This is a genomic window from Pseudomonas sp. Z3-8 (genome assembly GCF_051131975.1).
Classification (GTDB): Bacteria; Pseudomonadota; Gammaproteobacteria; order Pseudomonadales; family Pseudomonadaceae; genus Aquipseudomonas.
Map to the genome: position 1 here is coordinate 5,563,048 of NZ_CP071643.1, position 16,775 is coordinate 5,579,822.

The following is a 16,775-nucleotide window of genomic DNA, read 5'->3' on the forward strand; positions in this document are numbered from 1 at the left end:
TACCACCTGCGCTCACTGAATGAGCACGCCTACAGATTTCTTGAATGTCATCCGCCGTAGCACCCTGCGGCCAGAAGACTCATGCCAGACCACTGCGCAAATATGCAATGCGACGAGCAGCGCAAGCGCCAGGCAGGACAGAATGTGGAGGGTAAACGCCAGGTCGTTCAGTCGCTCGTAATCCAGCGGCTGGGGGATCTGGACGAGCCCGAACAGGCTGATCGGCGTTGTCATCATCAGCACGCCGGTGACCAGCACGACGCTGGTGACCAGGTAGATCACTGCATGTACCGCCAGCGCCAGGCTTTTATTGATGGACGATGCCGCAGCCCGGATTTCAAGGTTGGAGAAAAACAACCAGAGTCGCCAGGTAAACAACGGAATCAATACCGTTGTAAGTGAAACATTAAGCGACCCAACCCATTGTTTGATCAAGACGGGCACCGGGACATAGGCCACATAAAAACCGGATACCAGCGTCCACAGGATAATGAAGGCCGATATCCAGTGCAGTAGTATCCGCGGTTTGGAATAGCTCGGAGGGCTTTTCTGCGGGCATTCGGGAAACAAGGGCAACGAAGAATCAAATCCTGCGATCGCGCTTCCCTTTAAAATTCTGGTTTTCATAAAGTTTCAGACCACTCGTCAAGAAGAACGACAATCAAGTCGTTCTTGGAGTCGCGTAGATTGTTCTACGCGTCCTATCACGGGAGGCGAAACCTTACAGAGACATTGACGTTTTCTCTGTAGGAAAAATCTGCACTAGCTAAAGGATTTTTCCTTGTTTGAACTTCGTTAAAAAATAGAAACCCTTAACCTTTGAAAAAGTTGTGAGGAAACTTAAACACAATCGGCATAAAAAACCTGCCCGGCACAAGTCCGGACAGGTTTCAGGATGCCGCGATAATTACCCGTGATATTGCGCCGACAACTCATGCACCGCCCGCAGGAAGGCCCCGGCGTGTTCCGGGTCGACTTCCGGGGTGATCCCGTGACCGAGATTGAACACGTGCCCGCTGCCCTTGCCATAACTGGCGAGGATGCGCCCGACTTCGGCACGGATGGCTTCTGGCTTGGCATACAGCACGGTCGGATCCATGTTGCCTTGCAGCGCGACTCTGTTACCGACGCGCTCGCGGGCATTGCCGATGTCACAGGTCCAGTCCAGGCCCAGGGCGTCGGCGCCGGCATCGGCGATGCTTTCCAGCCACAGCCCGCCGTTCTTGGTGAAAAGGATCACCGGGACTTTGCGACCTTCGTGTTCGCGAATCAGGCCGCTGACGATCTTGCGCATGTAGGCCAGGGAAAACTCCTGGTACGCCGCCGCCGACAGGTTGCCGCCCCAGGTGTCGAAGATCTGCACCGCTTGCGCACCGGCCAGGATCTGGCCGTTGAGGTAGGACGTGACCGACTGCGCCAGCTTGTCCAGCAGCAAATGCATGGCCTCGGGGTTGTCGTAGAGCATGGCCTTGGTCTTGCGGAAGTCTTTCGACGAGCCACCTTCGACCATATAGGTCGCGAGCGTCCATGGGCTGCCGGAGAAACCGATCAGCGGCACGCGGCCGTTCAGTTCGCGGCGAATGGTGCTGACGGCGTCCATGACATAGCCGAGGTCTTTCTGCGGATCGGGAATCGGCAACGCCTCGATGTCGGCCAGGCTGCTGACGACTTTCCTGAAGCGCGGGCCTTCGCCAGTCTCGAAGTACAAGCCCTGGCCCATGGCGTCAGGGATAGTGAGGATGTCGGAGAACAGAATCGCCGCGTCCAGCTGCGGGTAGCGGTCCAGCGGCTGCATCGTGACTTCACAGGCGAACTGCGGGTTCATGCACAGGCTCATGAAGTCGCCGGCCTTGGCGCGGCTGGCGCGGTACTCCGGCAGATAGCGACCGGCCTGGCGCATCATCCACACCGGGGTGACGTCTACAGGTTGCTTGAGCAGGGCGCGAAGGAAACGGTCGTTCTTCAGGGCAGTCATGTCGGCATCCGGAAAAAAAGTGCGGGCATTTTCTCAGAGCGCGACGCAAAAGGCACGGCAAGAGCCGTGCCTTTTATCTATCGGGGCAATTTGTCGCGGTGGAACACAGTCGTCTAACACCACAAAACAACTGTGGGAGCGAGCCTGCTCGCGAAGAGGCCGGCACATCCAACATTGAAGTTAGCTGACAGGCCGCTTTCGCGAGCAGGCTCGCTCCCACAAGGGTTACTGCATTTGAGGCCTGGAGGCGGGTCAGACCTGCAAGTAATCCAGAATCCCTTCCGCCGCATTGCGGCCTTCGAAGATCGCCGTCACCACCAGGTCCGAACCGCGGACCATGTCGCCACCGGCGAAGATCTTCGGGTTGCTGGTCTGGTGCTTGTACTGGCCTTGTTCCGGGGCAACGACGCGGCCCTGGCTGTCGGTCTGGATGCTGAACTGCTCGAACCACGGCGCCGGACTTGGACGGAAGCCGAAGGCGATGACCACGGCGTCGGCCGGGATGATCTCTTCGGAACCGGGGATCGGCTCGGGGCTGCGGCGGCCACGGGCATCCGGTTCGCCAAGACGGGTCTCGACTACCTTCACGCCTTCGACCTTGTCTTCCCCGACAATCGCGATCGGCTGGCGGTTGTAGAGGAATTTCACGCCCTCTTCCTTGGCGTTCTTCACCTCTTTGCGCGAGCCCGGCATGTTCGCTTCGTCACGACGATAGGCGCAGGTCACCGACTTGGCGCCCTGGCGAATCGAGGTGCGGTTGCAGTCCATCGCCGTGTCGCCACCACCGAGTACCACGACTTTCTTGCCTTTCATGTCGACGAAATCTTCCGGCGACTTTTCAAAGCCCAGGTTGCGGTTGACGTTGGCGATCAGGAAGTCCAGCGCGTCGTAGACGCCTGGCAGGTCCTCGCCGGCAAACCCGCCCTTCATGTAGGTGTAGGTGCCCATGCCCATGAAAACCGCGTCGTATTCCTCAAGCAGTTGCTCCATGGTGACGTCCTTGCCCACCTCGGTGTTCAGGCGGAACTCGATGCCCATGCCGGTGAAGACTTCGCGACGATTGCTCAACACGCTCTTTTCCAGCTTGAACTCGGGAATGCCGAAGGTCAGCAGGCCACCGATTTCCGGGTTCTTGTCGAACACCACCGGAGTCACGCCACCGCGCACCAATACGTCGGCACAGCCCAGGCCCGCCGGACCGGCGCCGATGATCGCGACACGCTTGCCGGTCGGCTTGACCTTGGACATGTCCGGGCGCCAGCCCATGGCGAACGCGGTGTCGGTGATGTACTTCTCCACCGAACCGATGGTCACCGCGCCAAAACCGTCGTTGAGGGTGCAGGCACCCTCGCACAGGCGATCCTGCGGGCACACCCGGCCGCAGACTTCCGGCAAGGTGTTGGTCTGGTGGGACAGTTCGGCGGCCTGGAGGATGTTGCCCTCGGCCACCAGCTTCAGCCAGTTGGGAATGAAGTTGTGCACCGGGCACTTCCATTCGCAGTACGGGTTACCGCAACCCAGGCAGCGGTGGGCCTGGTCGGCCGACTGCTGGGGTTTGAAGGGCTCGTAGATTTCCACGAACTCTTTCTTGCGTTGACGCAACAGTTTCTTCTTCGGATCCTTGCGCCCGACATCGATGAACTGGAAGTCGTTATTCAGACGTTCAGCCATTGTTAAAACCTCATCAAACTCTTCAGGCGCATATCACTGCGGGTTGGCACGGGTGCTGGAAAGCAACGACTTCAGGTTGGCCGCTTTCGGCTTGACCAGCCAGAAACGACGTACATAGTCATCGAGGTTCTCGGCGAGTTCACGACCCCACTCACTGTCGGTTTCCTCGACGTATTCGTTCAGCACGCGTTGCAGGTGGCTGCGGTAGGCTTCCATCGCCTCGCCGCTGATCCGCTGGATTTCCACCAGTTCGTGGTTGACCCGGTCGACGAAGCTGTTGTCCTGGTCGAGCACATAGGCGAAACCGCCGGTCATGCCTGAGCCGAAGTTGTAACCGGTCTTGCCCAGTACGCAGACGAAACCACCGGTCATGTACTCGCAGCAGTGATCGCCGGTGCCTTCCACCACGGTGTGGGCGCCGGAGTTACGCACGGCGAAACGCTCACCCGCGGTGCCGGCGGCGAACAGCTTGCCGCCCGTGGCGCCGTAAAGGCAGGTGTTGCCGATGATCGCACTGTCCTGGGTCCGGTAGACACTGCCCTTGGGCGGAACGATGACCAGTTTGCCGCCGGTCATGCCCTTGCCCACGTAGTCGTTCGCGTCACCTTCCAGGTACATGTTCAGGCCGCCGGCGTTCCAGACGCCGAAGCTTTGCCCGGCCGTGCCCTTGAAGCGGAACGTGATCGGCGCGTGAGCCATGCCCTGGTTGCCGTGTTTGCGGGCGATCTCGCCGGAAATCCGCGCGCCGATGGAGCGGTCGCAGTTGCAGATATTCAGCTCGAACTGAGCACCGCTCAGGTCATTGATCGCCGAAGCGGCCATGTCTACCATCTTCTCGGCCAGCTCGCCCTTGTCGAACGGCGGGTTGCGATCGACCTGGCAGAATTGTGGCTTGTCCGCCGGGATCAGGTCGCTGCCCAGCAACGGGGTCAGGTCCAGGTGATGCTGCTTGGCGGTCTGGCCTTCGAGCACTTCGAGCAGATCGGTGCGGCCGATCAGCTCTTCCAGCGAGCGTACGCCCAGCTTGGCCAGCCACTCACGGGTCTCTTCGGCCACGTAGGTGAAGAAGTTCACCACCATGTCGACGGTGCCGATGTAGTGATCCTTGCGCAACTTCTCGTTCTGGGTCGCCACGCCGGTGGCGCAGTTGTTCAGATGGCAGATGCGCAGGTATTTGCAGCCCAGGGCGATCATCGGCGCGGTACCGAAGCCGAAGCTCTCGGCACCGAGAATGGCGGCCTTGATCACGTCGAGGCCGGTCTTCAGGCCCCCGTCGGTCTGCACCCGCACCTTGCCGCGCAGGTCGTTGCCGCGCAGGGTCTGGTGGGTTTCGGCCAGGCCCAGTTCCCACGGCGCGCCAGCGTACTTGATCGAGGTCAGCGGCGAGGCACCGGTGCCGCCGTCGTAGCCGGAGATGGTGATCAGGTCGGCATAGGCTTTTGCCACGCCGGCGGCAATCGTGCCGACGCCGGCTTCCGCCACCAGTTTTACCGAGACCAGCGCCTTCGGGTTCACCTGCTTGAGGTCGAAGATCAGTTGCGACAAGTCTTCGATCGAGTAGATGTCGTGGTGCGGCGGCGGCGAAATCAGCGTCACGCCGGGCACCGCGTAGCGCAGCTTGGCGATCAGGCCGTTGACCTTGCCGCCAGGCAACTGGCCCCCTTCGCCGGGCTTGGCGCCCTGGGCAACCTTGATCTGCAGCACTTCAGCGTTGACCAGGTATTCCGGGGTCACACCGAAGCGGCCAGTGGCTACCTGCTTGATTTTCGAACTCTTGATGGTGCCGTAGCGCGCCGGGTCTTCGCCGCCTTCGCCGGAGTTCGAACGCGCACCGAGGCGGTTCATGGCTTCGGCCAGGGCTTCGTGGGCTTCCGGAGACAAGGCGCCCAAGGAGATGCCGGCGGAGTCGAAACGCTTGAGTACCGACTCCAGCGGCTCCACTTCGCTGATATCCAGCGGCGTATCGAGGGTCTTGACCTTGAGCAGGTCGCGGATCATCGACACCGGGCGGTTATCCACCAGCGCCGTGTACTCCTTGAACTTGCCGTAGTCGCCCTGTTGTACGGCGGCTTGCAGGGTGTTGACCACGTCCGGGTTGTAGGCGTGGTATTCGCCACCGTGGACGAACTTCAGCAGGCCGCCCTGCTGGATCGGCTTGCGCGGGCTCCAGGCTTCGGCGGCCAGGGCTTTCTGCTCGGCTTCGATGTCGACGAAACGGGCGCCCTTGATGCGACTCGGGACACCACGGAAGCTCAGCTCGCAGACTTCTTCGGACAGGCCGATAGCCTCGAACAACTGCGCGCCACGGTACGAGGCGATAGTCGAGATACCCATCTTCGAGAGGATCTTGAGCAGGCCCTTGGTGATGCCTTTGCGGTAGTTCTTGAACACCTCGTAGAGGTCGCCCAGCACTTCACCGGTACGGATCAGGTCGCCCAGCACTTCGTAGGCCAGGAACGGGTACACCGCCGAGGCGCCAAAGCCGATCAGCACCGCAAAGTGATGCGGGTCGCGAGCCGTGGCGGTTTCCACGAGGATGTTGGAATCGCAGCGCAGGCCTTTTTCGGTCAGGCGATGGTGCACCGCGCCGGTGGCCAGCGAGGCGTGGATCGGCAGCTTGCCGGGCGCGATATGACGGTCGGTCAGGACGATCTGGGTACGACCGGCACGCGCGGCTTCTTCAGCCTGATCGGCGACGTTGCGGATCGCCGCTTCCAGGCCGACGCTTTCGTCGTAGTTCAGGTCGATGACCTGACGTTCGAAGCCCGGGCGATCAAGGTTGGTCAGCGAGCGCCACTTGGCCGGGGAGATGACCGGCGAGCTGAGGATCACCCGCGAAGCGTGTTCCGGCGACTCCTGGAAAATGTTGCGCTCGGCACCGAGGCAGATTTCCAGGGACATCACGATCGCTTCGCGCAGCGGGTCGATCGGCGGGTTCGTCACCTGGGCGAACTGCTGGCGGAAATAGTCATATGGCGTGCGCACGCGCTGGGACAGCACGGCCATCGGCGTGTCATCGCCCATGGAGCCGACCGCTTCGTAGCCCTGCTCACCCAACGGACGCAACACCTGATCACGCTCTTCGAACGTCACCTGGTACATCTTCATGTACTGCTTGAGCTGGTCGACGTCGTAGAAAGCCGAGCCGTGGTCGTTGTCTTCCATGGTCGCCTGGATGCGCAAGGCATTCTTGCGCAGCCATTGCTTGTACGGATGACGGGACTTGAGACGGTTGTCGATCGCGTCGGTGTCGAGGATCTGCCCGGTCTCGGTGTCCACGGCGAAAATCTGCCCAGGGCCCACGCGGCCCTTGGCGATGACGTCTTCGGGCTGGTAGTTCCACACGCCGATTTCCGACGCCAGGGTGATGAAACCATTGGTGGTGGTGACCCAGCGCGCCGGACGCAGGCCGTTACGGTCGAGCAGGCACACCGCGTAGCGACCGTCGGTCATGACGATACCGGCCGGGCCGTCCCACGGCTCCATGTGCATGGAGTTGTATTCGTAGAAGGCGCGCAGGTCCGGGTCCATGGTTTCGACGTTCTGCCAGGCTGGCGGAACAAGCATGCGCACGCCACGGAACAGGTCGATGCCGCCGGTCACCATCAGTTCGAGCATGTTGTCCATGCTCGAGGAGTCAGAGCCCACGCGGTTGACCAGCGGGCCGAGCTCTTCGAGGTCCGGCATCAGGTCATTGGCGAACTTGGTGCGACGGGCCAGGGCCCAGTTGCGGTTGCCGGTGATGGTGTTGATCTCGCCGTTGTGGGCGAGGAAACGGAAGGGCTGGGCCAGCGGCCATTTCGGCAGGGTGTTGGTGGAGAAGCGCTGGTGGAATACGCAGATCGCGGTTTTCAGGCGCTCATCGCTCAGGTCCGGATAAAAGGCGGTGAGGTCCGCCGGCATCATCAGGCCTTTGTAGATGATGGTCTTGTGGGAAAAGCTGCAGATGTAGTGGTCGGTGTCAGCGGCGTTGGCCACGGACGAACGACGACGGGAGCTGAACAGCTTGATCGACATTTCCTGGTCGCTCAAACCTTCACCGGCAATGAACACTTGCTCGATCAACGGCAGGCGCTCAAGGGCCAGGCGGCCGAGGACGCTGGTGTCGATCGGCACTTTGCGCCAACCGACCAGTTGCAGGCCGGCGGCGAGGATCTCGCGGTTCATGTTCTCGCGAGCGGCTTGTGCCTTTACCGGGTCCTGGTTGAAAAACACCATGCCCACGGCGTACTGCTTGGGCAGGGTCACGCCAAACGTTTCCTGGGCGATGGCACGCAGGAACTCGTCAGGCTTTTGAATCAGCAAGCCACAGCCGTCGCCGGTCTTGCCATCGGCGTTGATCCCACCACGGTGGGTCATGCAGGTCAGGGCCTCAATGGCCGTTTGCAAAAGGGTATGACTGGGCTCGCCCTGCATATGGGCTATCAGGCCGAAACCGCAGTTATCCTTGAATTCATCTGGTTGGTACAGACCTGCTTTCATAGACACTTTCTCACCAGGCTGCCTCTTAGCGAGGCAAATTTCTTTTCAATTCAGCCAGTTGCGTGCCGCGCCGAACGTACGCCAGCTTTGCGGGGGCAAAAGGGAGGTCATTGTACACACCGACACAGAGGCTCACAAATTTGACGACGAACTGTCGCAAATCCATGTCGCATTTGTGAAAGGTTTAAAGCTATATGCTGTGCTAGTCAAAACTTTTTTGGGTTCGACCGCTACGACTCAAACGCTACTGTGACGCAGACACCACAAGGCGCGCGGCCTGAAAGGTCGCCCGCCCTTGCGGAAATTTTGAGGTTGCCGGGAGAGGCGGCCTGGGTAAGGCCGCCGAATCATCAGCGAGTTGCTGCCAGTTCCTGTTGGACGCTGGCGACAGTGCGAGGCCAAGGTTTACCAGCCTGAACCTTCGCTGGCAAGGCCTTGATGGCGGAAACGGCTGCGTCACGATTGGCAAAGCTGCCGTAGGTGATGACATAAAGCGGCTTGCCGTTGAGCACTTTCTTGAAATAACGGTACTCGCCGCCCTGCTCCTTGACGAAGTTCTGCGCAGTGGCTTCGGAGCTGGTGCCGAGGATCTGCACCACGTAGTTGCCCGGTGCCTGACCTGCGTACCAGCTACCGCCCGTGGCTTTGGCCGGGGCGGCGGCAGGCTTGGCCGCAGGCGCCGGTGCTGGCTTGGCCGCTGGGGCGGCCGGGGTCGGGGCCGGCTTGGCGGTGGCGACCTGGGTTGGCGCAGGGGTCGGTTTGGCGGCCGGGGCAGGTGTCGGCGTCGGTGCCGGACCGGCCGGCACGCCCGCAGGTGGTGCCGTGGTGGTCACGGTTGGCGGCACGTCGCTGCTGTCATCGATCGGCGGCGGCGCGCCATCATCGCCTTCGGTGATGCCCCCCGCGGCCTCTGCCAAGGGACCGCGCATGACCGGTTGCGACTGGCCGACCAGCGGCAGCGGCATCGGCTGGGTATTGCCGGCAAACTCCACCGCCGGCGCACCACCGTTGGGTTGCGGCGTGCCCTGACCGAGAGGCAGCTGTGCCTGTTCGTTGGCAGGTGCGCCGGTGGTCGGTGCCTTGTTGCGACCTGGCATCAGCCAGGCGGCGGCCACCGCAACCACGACAACGGCGGAAATCGCCAATACGTGTTTCTTCGGCATGTTGAACCCCATACTTGGACGCTTCACCGCTGAGCGGCTGGCGATCATGATTTCGATCAGAGCATCTCGGGCCACCTGGTTGATGTTGCCAGGCCAGCCGTCGGAGCTTTCGTGAATCTCAGAGATCTGATCCGCGGTGAAAAGTTCGATACCCCGGCCAGCCCCCTCCAGCCGCTGGGCCAGGTATTCACGGGTTTCTTCCTCGGTGTAGGGCGCGAGTTCGATAACGTGGAAACGCTCTTCCTCGAGCTCCAACTGGTCCAGCTCGGCGATCAGCGACGACTCACCGAACAGGAACACATGAGGACGGCCTTCCGGCGCGCCGGCAGCCAGGGCCAGCAGTGCCTCCAGGGCCGATTCGTCGAGTTGTTCGGCATCGTCCACCAGCAGGTAGACTTCCTGTCCGGTGAGCGCCAATTGTACGATCTGGTCGAGAATCGCGCCGATTTCCGCCTGGGCGACATTCAGAGCCTGGGCCACCTGGCGCAGCACACCCGCGGCATCACCCGCACCACGGGCCGATACCACCACGCTTTGCACCGACTGCTTGTTGGTACTGGCCACCAGGGCCTGGCGCAGCAAGGTCTTGCCACTGCCCTGGGGTCCGGTGACCACCAGCAGCAATTGGCTGTAGCGGGCCAGATGGTGCAACTGGCCCAGCACTGGCTTGCGTTGGGCAGGGAAAAACTTGAAGCCCGGGACCCGCGGAGCGAAAGGGTCATGACTCAATTGGAAATGGCCGAGGAACGCCTCGTCGGCATGCAGACTAGTCATCGGAATCTTATTAACCTTTAAGCTGAGCCAGGGCGCGGTAATCCGCTCCCAGCGTGGCCTGTAGAACCTCTTTCGGATAATCGTCGGTCACTACCGCTTCGCCCATGCGGCGCAGCAGCACCAGACGCAGACGACCGTCGATCACTTTTTTGTCGATTGCCATGTGTTCAAGAAAATCCGCCTCGGTCATTTCTTCCGGCGGAACCACCGGCAACCCGGCACGTTGAAACAGGCGAATACCACGATCGCGTTCCTGCTGGCTGATCCAACCCAGGCGCGCGGACATTTCCAAGGCCATGACCGTCCCTGCGGCAACGGCCTCACCGTGCAGCCAGACGCCATAGCCCATATGGGTTTCGATGGCATGACCGAAGGTATGGCCGAGGTTGAGCGTGGCACGCACACCCGATTCGCGCTCATCGGCGCCGACCACGGCAGCCTTGGCTGCGCAAGAGCGCTCGATCGCGTAAGTCAGGGCCTGCTGATCCAGCGCACGCAGGCGGTCGACGTTTTCTTCGAGCCAGCCCAGGAACGGCTCGTCGCAGATCAGCCCGTACTTGATCACTTCAGCCAGGCCTGCGGACAGTTCACGGGCCGGCAACGTCTTGAGGGAGGCGGTGTCGATAAGCACCACGTTGGGCTGATAGAACGCGCCCACCATGTTCTTGCCCAGCGGATGGTTGATGCCGGTCTTTCCGCCCACGGACGAATCGACCTGCGATAGCAGCGTGGTAGGAATCTGGATGAAATCCACACCGCGTTGATAGCACGCCGCAGCGAACCCGGCCATGTCGCCGATCACGCCGCCGCCCAGGGCGACCACCGTGGTGCGACGATCATGACGTGCAGTCAGCAGGCCGTCGAAGATCAATTGCAGGGTTTCCCAGTTCTTGAACGCTTCACCGTCGGGCAGTACGACGGAAATGACGGAAAAAGCCGACAGGCTGCGAGTCAAGCGTTCCAGATATAAAGGAGCGACGGTTTCGTTGGTGATGATTGCGACTTGCCGTCCGGCGATATGCGGCGCCAGCAGTTCGGGCTGGTCGAGCAAGCCTTCGCCAATATGAATCGGGTAGCTGCGCTCGCCCAGGTCGACCTTAAGTGTCTGCATGTGTCCCCACAGTGAAGATGAAATCAGGCATCCCTACCTGCAATTAACGAAGTCCACGGTGTCTCAGTTAATGGCCATCCGCCACAACCCAGTCGAGCCAAAACGGGACGTCGAGGATAGCGCATTTCGCTCGGCGCATTAACGGGGTGGCAGTTGCTGAAGGCGATCGAGAATTTCCAGCACCACCATCCGTGGCGGCCGTTCGTCGGTTTCGATGACCAGGTCGGCAATTTCCCGATACAGCGGATCACGCAATTCCAGCAGGTCCCGCAGCGTCTTGGCCGGGTCGGCGGTGCGCAACAACGGCCGGTTGCGATCACGGGCGGTGCGACCCACCTGCTGTTCGACTGACGCGTGCAGGTAGACCACCCGTCCGCCGGCATGCAGCGCCCGACGATTGGCCTCGCGCATGACCGCGCCGCCACCGGTGGCCAGCACCACGCCTTCGAAACCGCACAGCTCGGCAATCATCGCCTGCTCGCGGTCGCGAAAGCCCGGTTCGCCTTCCTTATCGAAGATCCATGGGATATTGGCGCCCGTGCGCAATTCAATTTCCTTGTCGGAATCTTTGAATGGCAGGCGCAGCTCTTTGGCCAGCAAACGACCGATGGTGCTTTTTCCAGCCCCCATCGGCCCAACAAGAATCAAATTTCGCACAGAATCAACGACTCACAGCAATCGCCTGGTTGTTCATGATACGCGGAGTGAGAAATACCAGCAGCTCGGATTTTTTCTCCGAAACCACATCACGCCGGAAAAGGCGGCCAAGATACGGCACATCGCCAAGAAATGGCACCTTATCTACAACCTTGCTCTGAGTATTTGAGAAAACGCCCCCAATCACAATGGTCTCGCCGTCATTGACCAGCACCTTGGCGTTGACCTCGTTTTTCTTGATCGGCGGTACATCCTGGACCTTGTTCAGGTAGTCCGGCTCATCCTTGGTGACCTTGACCTCCATGATGATGCGGTTGTCCGGGGTTATCTGCGGCGTGACCTCAAGCGACAACGAGGCCTCCTTGAACGACACCGAGGTGGCGCCGCTGGAGCTCGCCTCCTGGTAGGGAATCTCCGTGCCCTTGAGGATTTTTGCCGTCTCCTTGTCGGAGGTCACCACTTTGGGCTGTGAGACGATCTCACCGTTGCCGGTCTTCTCCATGGCCGTCAGCTCAAGGTCGAGCAGTACGTTGTCGGTGATGAACGCGATACCGATCCCCGAGGTGTTGCCTGAGGCGCCGAGGTCGACGAATGGCTGGTTGGTGCTGGTGCTGCCCGGCGTACCGATGGTGGTGGAATCACCGGTGGTCACCCCGGAAGAGTTCCAGTTGCCCTTGTTCTGTATCGAGCCCCCCCAGCGCACGCCCAGGCTTTTGTCGTAGTCGACGTTGGCCTCGACGATACGCGCCTCGATCATCACCTGGCGCACCGGGATATCCAGCTGCGCCACGATCCGCCGCAGTTCGTCGAGCCGGTCCTGGGTCTGGTAGGCGATGATGTTGTTGGTCCGCTCATCCACCGTGATCGTGCCGCGCTCATCGGCCTTGGCCTCGGCACTGGTCACCGACTGGAAGAGCTTGGCGATGTCCGCCGCCTTCGCGTAGTTGACCTGCAGCAGTTCGCGGCGCAACGGGGCGAGGTCGGCAATCTGCTTCTGCGATTCCAGCTCCTGGCGTTCGCGAGCGGCGATCTCGTCGGCCGGTGCCACCAGCAGCACGTTACCCACTTTGCGCTTGTCGAGCCCCTTGGTCTTGAGCACCAGGTCCAGCGCCTGATCCCACGGCACGTTCTGCAACCGCAGGGTGATACCGCCCTGCACCGTATCGCTGGCCACCAGGTTGAGGTTGGTGAAATCGGCAATCAGCTGCAGCACCGAACGCACCTCGATGTCCTGGAAGTTCAGGGACAGTTTTTCGCCGTTATAGGCGGCTCGATCGGTATCGCGTTTTTGCAGGTCCTCGACGGTCATCGGCCGGACACTGACGGTCAGCTTGTTGTCGGTCTGGTAGGTCGAGTAATCGAAGGTTCCGCTGGGTTCGATGCTGATGGTGGCGCGATCGGAGCCGGCGCTGGCATTGATGAACTGCACCGGGGTGGCGAAATCCTTGACGTCCAGGCGCACCCTCAGCGGCTCGGGCAACTGGGTCCTGGCGAAATCGAGGATGATCTTGCCTTCGCGCTCCTGGATGTCCGGGGCGATCGACGGATCGGACAAATCGATCACCACATTGCCTTCGCCCTGGGTCCCGCGCTGGAAATCCACCCCGCGAATGGCTTTGCCCGCCGGGGCGCGAGCCCTGGCAGGCGCAGGGACGGGGGCTGCCGGACGAGCGGGTTGGGTTGGGCTCCTCGGGGTCGCGCCCTTGCCAACCACCACAAACAGGTTGTTGCCCTCCACGCGCGTGTCATAGGGCGCCAATTGCGTAAGGCCGATAATCAGCCGGGTCCGATCCCCCGCCTCGACCACGGTGGCGCTGCGGGCATTGCCGCTGCCCAGGTCGCGGCTCTTGCTGGCCAGTTGGCTGGTCACCCCCTGCAGATCAAGCGCAATCCGGGCCGGTTGCTCGGTGGTATAACCACGTGGCTTGGGCGGCGGCCCGTCGAAGGTCAACTTCAACTCGACCCGGTCCCCCGGTAACGCCGCCACGTCCAGCGCTTTCAGGCTGGCGCCATGAACCACCGGCGACAACAACGCTATCCATAGCGAAATACCGAGGGCTGAAAAAATCCTGTTCATTGTTGGAGTTCCACTATTGAGTGCTCTTTCAAGGGAATGGTCCGCGGCCGCTCCAGCCAGGCGCCCTGGCCATCGGGAACGATTTCGACCACTTCAACCTGGGTGGCGCTGATAGCGATGATCCGCCCGTCGTTACGCCCCAGGTAATCTCCGACCTTCAGCCGGTGTATCCCCCCCGCGCCACGCAACAGCGCAAAAGAGCCACTGGCATTGGAGATCGTACCGACCATCTCGAATTGCTCGATGTTGAAGCCTTCCAGGTATTGCTTGACTCGGTTCGGGTCGGGGCGGACGTTGCGCGAGCCCTGCTGTCGACCAGCCTGATCGACTGGAACCTGCCGGGAAAAAGGGCTGCGCAGGTTGGCCGCGCTGTAGGTAAAGGTTTCGTGAGGCCTGAACGTCGGCATTGGCTCGATCTTGCCGGGCGGGCGCAGGCGCATCTCGTTCATGTAGGCATCCAGGTCACTGAAACCGTTGTCGTTGTTGCACCCGGCCAGCGCAACCAGCCCGACCAGCAGACCCAGGCGGCAGACCGGCGTCATGGCTGCGCCTCCTGCTCGTTGTACCGGTAGGTCTTGGCCTGGATGTTCATGCGCAGCTTCGTCCCCACCTCCGGCTCCATCGGCGCGATCTCGAAATCGTGCAGGGTGACGATCCGGGGCAACCCGGCTACGCCACTGACGAAGGTCGCCAGGTCATGGTAGCCGCCGGTCACAGTGATCTGGATCGGCAACTCGATGTAGAACGGCTGGGTGACCTCCGGCAGCAACTTGATCTCCTCGAACTCCAGGCCGCTGCCCAGGCCGGTGCGCGTGATGTCCTCAAGCAGGCCCGGCACTTCGGTGTCACTGGGCAATTGCCGCAACAGCACGCCAAAAGAAGTTTCCATCTGCTTCATCTGCTCGGTGTAGCGCTCCAGGTTCGCCGCCATGTGCGCCTTGCCGGCGAATTGCGCCTTGAGGGTGTTCTCCTCCTCACGGACCTGCTGCAGCTGGTTTTCCAGGTCACTGAGGGCAAAGTTGTAGCCCAGGCCGAGCACCAGGATCACTAGCATGATGCCGGCCAGCCACTTGACCGGCGTCGGCCATGAACCGACGTTGTTGGTGTCCAGGTCACTGAGATCGATCTTGCGCAGCGCGTCGAACCACTCCGCCGGCTTCATTGGGCGTCCTCCGCATCGGCCGGACGGGTCTGGCGAACCGTCAGCTGGAAGACATTGGCCTGGTCGAGCTGGCCCGCCGTGGTGGCCTTGACCTCCGTCAGGCTGGGCGCATCGAACAGCTCCGACGAGTCGAGGTTGCGCATCAGGTCCGAGACCCGGTTGTTTGACGTCGCGGCCCCTTTGATGGAGAGCGTGCCCTCTTCCATTTTCACTTCAGTGAAAAACACCCCGTCCGGCAGGGTCCGCGCCAGTTGATCGAAAATGCGCGCACTGACCGGCCGGTTGCCCTGCAAATCCTGGATGATCCGCATGCGCTCCAACAGTTGCTGGCGCCGGGCCTTCAGCTCGCTGATCTGCTTGATGCGCTCGTCCAGCACGGCGATTTCCCCGGTCAGATGGGCGTTGCGCGCCATTTGGTAGTCGATCTCGTTGCTCAGGTACTGTGCCGCCAGCAGCGTTAACCCCACCGCACCGACCAGCGCCCCCACCAATGCCAGCAAGAAGCGCTTGCGCCGCTCTTCGCGCAGTTCTTCGCGCCAGGGAAGCAGGTTGATCCGCGCCATCAGTCGAAACTCCTGAGGGCCAGCCCGCAGGCAATCATCAGGGCTGGCGCATCACTGGCCAGGGCACCGGCATTGACCTTGCTGCTCAAGGCCATGTTGGTAAACGGGTTGGCCACCTGGGTAGGTGTGCCCAGGCGCTGCTCGATCAAACGGTCGAGGCCTGCGACCGAGGCCGTGCCTCCCGCCAGCAGGATGTGGTCCACTGCGCTGTACTGACCTGAAGCGAAGAAAAACTGCAGGGAACGCGACACTTGCTGCACCAGCGCTTCACGAAACGGTTGCAGCACTTCGCCGAGATAGTCGTCCGGCAGGCCGCCCTGCTTTTTTGCCAGGCCGGCCTGCTCCGGCGTCAGGCCATAACGGCGCTGGATTTCCTCGGTAAGCTGGCGCCCACCGAACAACTGCTCGCGGGTATAAATGATGCGCCCGTTGTGCAACACGCTGAGCGTAGTCATCGTGGCTCCGATGTCGATCACCGCCACGGTCAAGCGTTCCTGGGATGCCGCCAGCTGAGTGGCGAGCAGGCCGAACGCACGCTCCAGCGCGTACGCTTCCACGTCGACCACCCGGGCCGTCAGCCCGGCAAGCGCCAGCGCCGCCTCGCGCACCTCGACATTCTCTTTGCGACAAGCCGCCAGCAGCACCTCGACACGCTCGGCGCTGCGAGGCGATACGCCGACCACCTCGAAATCGATCGCCACTTCGTCCAGTGGATAAGGAATGTACTGGTCGGCCTCGATCTTGAGCTGGTTCTCCATGTCGTCATCGGACAGCCCGGCATCCATCTCGATGGTCTTGGTGATAACCGCCGACCCCGCCACGGCCACCGCCACGTTGCGCAAGGGTGTCCTGGCCTTGGCCAGCACTCGTGAAAGCGCCTGGCCCACCCCTTCCAGCTCGGCGATGTTCTTTTCCACCACGGCATTGGCTGGCAACGGCTCGACAGCGTAGGACTCGACACGCAGACGATCGCCCTGACGGCTCAATTCGAGCAGCTTCACCGACGTCGAGCTGATGTCGATCCCCAGAAGTGTGTGGGCTTTTTTATTGAAGAGTCGTAGCACTACCAATTCCCTATGACTATCCGTGAGTTACGGACTCTCTAATATGAATTGCGTTCAATCCCCCCGGTCCGACGGA

At 61.4% G+C, this 16,775-nt stretch carries 12 protein-coding genes; all 12 read right to left on the reverse strand.

Annotated features, from left to right (window positions below; all coding sequences use genetic code 11):
- Positions 1 to 12: 12 nt before the first annotated feature.
- The 12 genes from J3P94_RS25295 to J3P94_RS25350 all read right to left on the reverse strand — a co-directional run bounded on the left by J3P94_RS25295 (position 13) and on the right by J3P94_RS25350 (position 16,699).
- Positions 13 to 627 carry a cytochrome b gene (locus J3P94_RS25295; protein ID WP_434570143.1) on the reverse strand — a complete coding sequence of 205 codons (615 nt, stop codon included), beginning with the start codon at positions 625 to 627 and terminating at the stop codon, positions 13 to 15.
- Positions 628 to 907: 280 nt separating this feature from the next.
- Positions 908 to 1,975, reverse strand: a complete 1,068-nt coding sequence (gene hemE, locus J3P94_RS25300) for a uroporphyrinogen decarboxylase (RefSeq protein WP_434570145.1) — start codon at positions 1,973 to 1,975, stop codon at positions 908 to 910.
- 252 nt (positions 1,976 to 2,227) lie between these two features.
- On the reverse strand, positions 2,228 to 3,646 hold the full coding sequence (locus J3P94_RS25305; protein ID WP_305497346.1) for an FAD-dependent oxidoreductase: 1,419 nt from the start codon (positions 3,644 to 3,646) through the stop codon (positions 2,228 to 2,230).
- 33 nt (positions 3,647 to 3,679) lie between these two features.
- The gene (gene gltB, locus J3P94_RS25310; RefSeq protein ID WP_434570147.1) at positions 3,680 to 8,128 is read right to left on the reverse strand and encodes a glutamate synthase large subunit; all 4,449 of its coding nucleotides are present in this window, start codon (positions 8,126 to 8,128) and stop codon (positions 3,680 to 3,682) included.
- Positions 8,129 to 8,478: 350 nt separating this feature from the next.
- Positions 8,479 to 10,065 carry an AAA family ATPase gene (locus J3P94_RS25315; protein ID WP_434570149.1) on the reverse strand — a complete coding sequence of 529 codons (1,587 nt, stop codon included), beginning with the start codon at positions 10,063 to 10,065 and terminating at the stop codon, positions 8,479 to 8,481.
- Positions 10,066 to 10,075: 10 nt separating this feature from the next.
- The gene (gene aroB, locus J3P94_RS25320) at positions 10,076 to 11,176 is read right to left on the reverse strand and encodes a 3-dehydroquinate synthase (protein ID WP_305497349.1); all 1,101 of its coding nucleotides are present in this window, start codon (positions 11,174 to 11,176) and stop codon (positions 10,076 to 10,078) included.
- Between the two features lie 138 nt (positions 11,177 to 11,314).
- The gene (gene aroK / locus J3P94_RS25325) at positions 11,315 to 11,833 is read right to left on the reverse strand and encodes a shikimate kinase AroK (protein ID WP_181290818.1); all 519 of its coding nucleotides are present in this window, start codon (positions 11,831 to 11,833) and stop codon (positions 11,315 to 11,317) included.
- A 4-nt stretch (positions 11,834 to 11,837) separates the two neighbouring features.
- Positions 11,838 to 13,910, reverse strand: a complete 2,073-nt coding sequence (gene pilQ / locus J3P94_RS25330) for a type IV pilus secretin PilQ (RefSeq protein ID WP_434570151.1) — start codon at positions 13,908 to 13,910, stop codon at positions 11,838 to 11,840.
- Positions 13,907 to 14,452: a pilus assembly protein PilP gene (locus tag J3P94_RS25335; RefSeq protein WP_434570153.1), complete on the reverse strand. Its 546-nt coding sequence runs from the start codon at positions 14,450 to 14,452 to the stop codon at positions 13,907 to 13,909. The genes pilQ and J3P94_RS25335 overlap by 4 nt, the downstream gene beginning before the upstream one ends.
- Positions 14,449 to 15,072 (reverse strand): type 4a pilus biogenesis protein PilO, encoded by a 624-nt coding sequence (pilO, locus tag J3P94_RS25340; RefSeq protein WP_434570155.1) that lies wholly within the window; start codon positions 15,070 to 15,072, stop codon positions 14,449 to 14,451. The genes J3P94_RS25335 and pilO overlap by 4 nt, the downstream gene beginning before the upstream one ends.
- Positions 15,069 to 15,635 (reverse strand): PilN domain-containing protein, encoded by a 567-nt coding sequence (locus J3P94_RS25345; protein ID WP_434570156.1) that lies wholly within the window; start codon positions 15,633 to 15,635, stop codon positions 15,069 to 15,071. The genes pilO and J3P94_RS25345 overlap by 4 nt, the downstream gene beginning before the upstream one ends.
- The gene (locus J3P94_RS25350; RefSeq protein WP_434570158.1) at positions 15,635 to 16,699 is read right to left on the reverse strand and encodes a pilus assembly protein PilM; all 1,065 of its coding nucleotides are present in this window, start codon (positions 16,697 to 16,699) and stop codon (positions 15,635 to 15,637) included. The genes J3P94_RS25345 and J3P94_RS25350 overlap by 1 nt, the downstream gene beginning before the upstream one ends.
- Positions 16,700 to 16,775 lie beyond the last annotated feature (76 nt).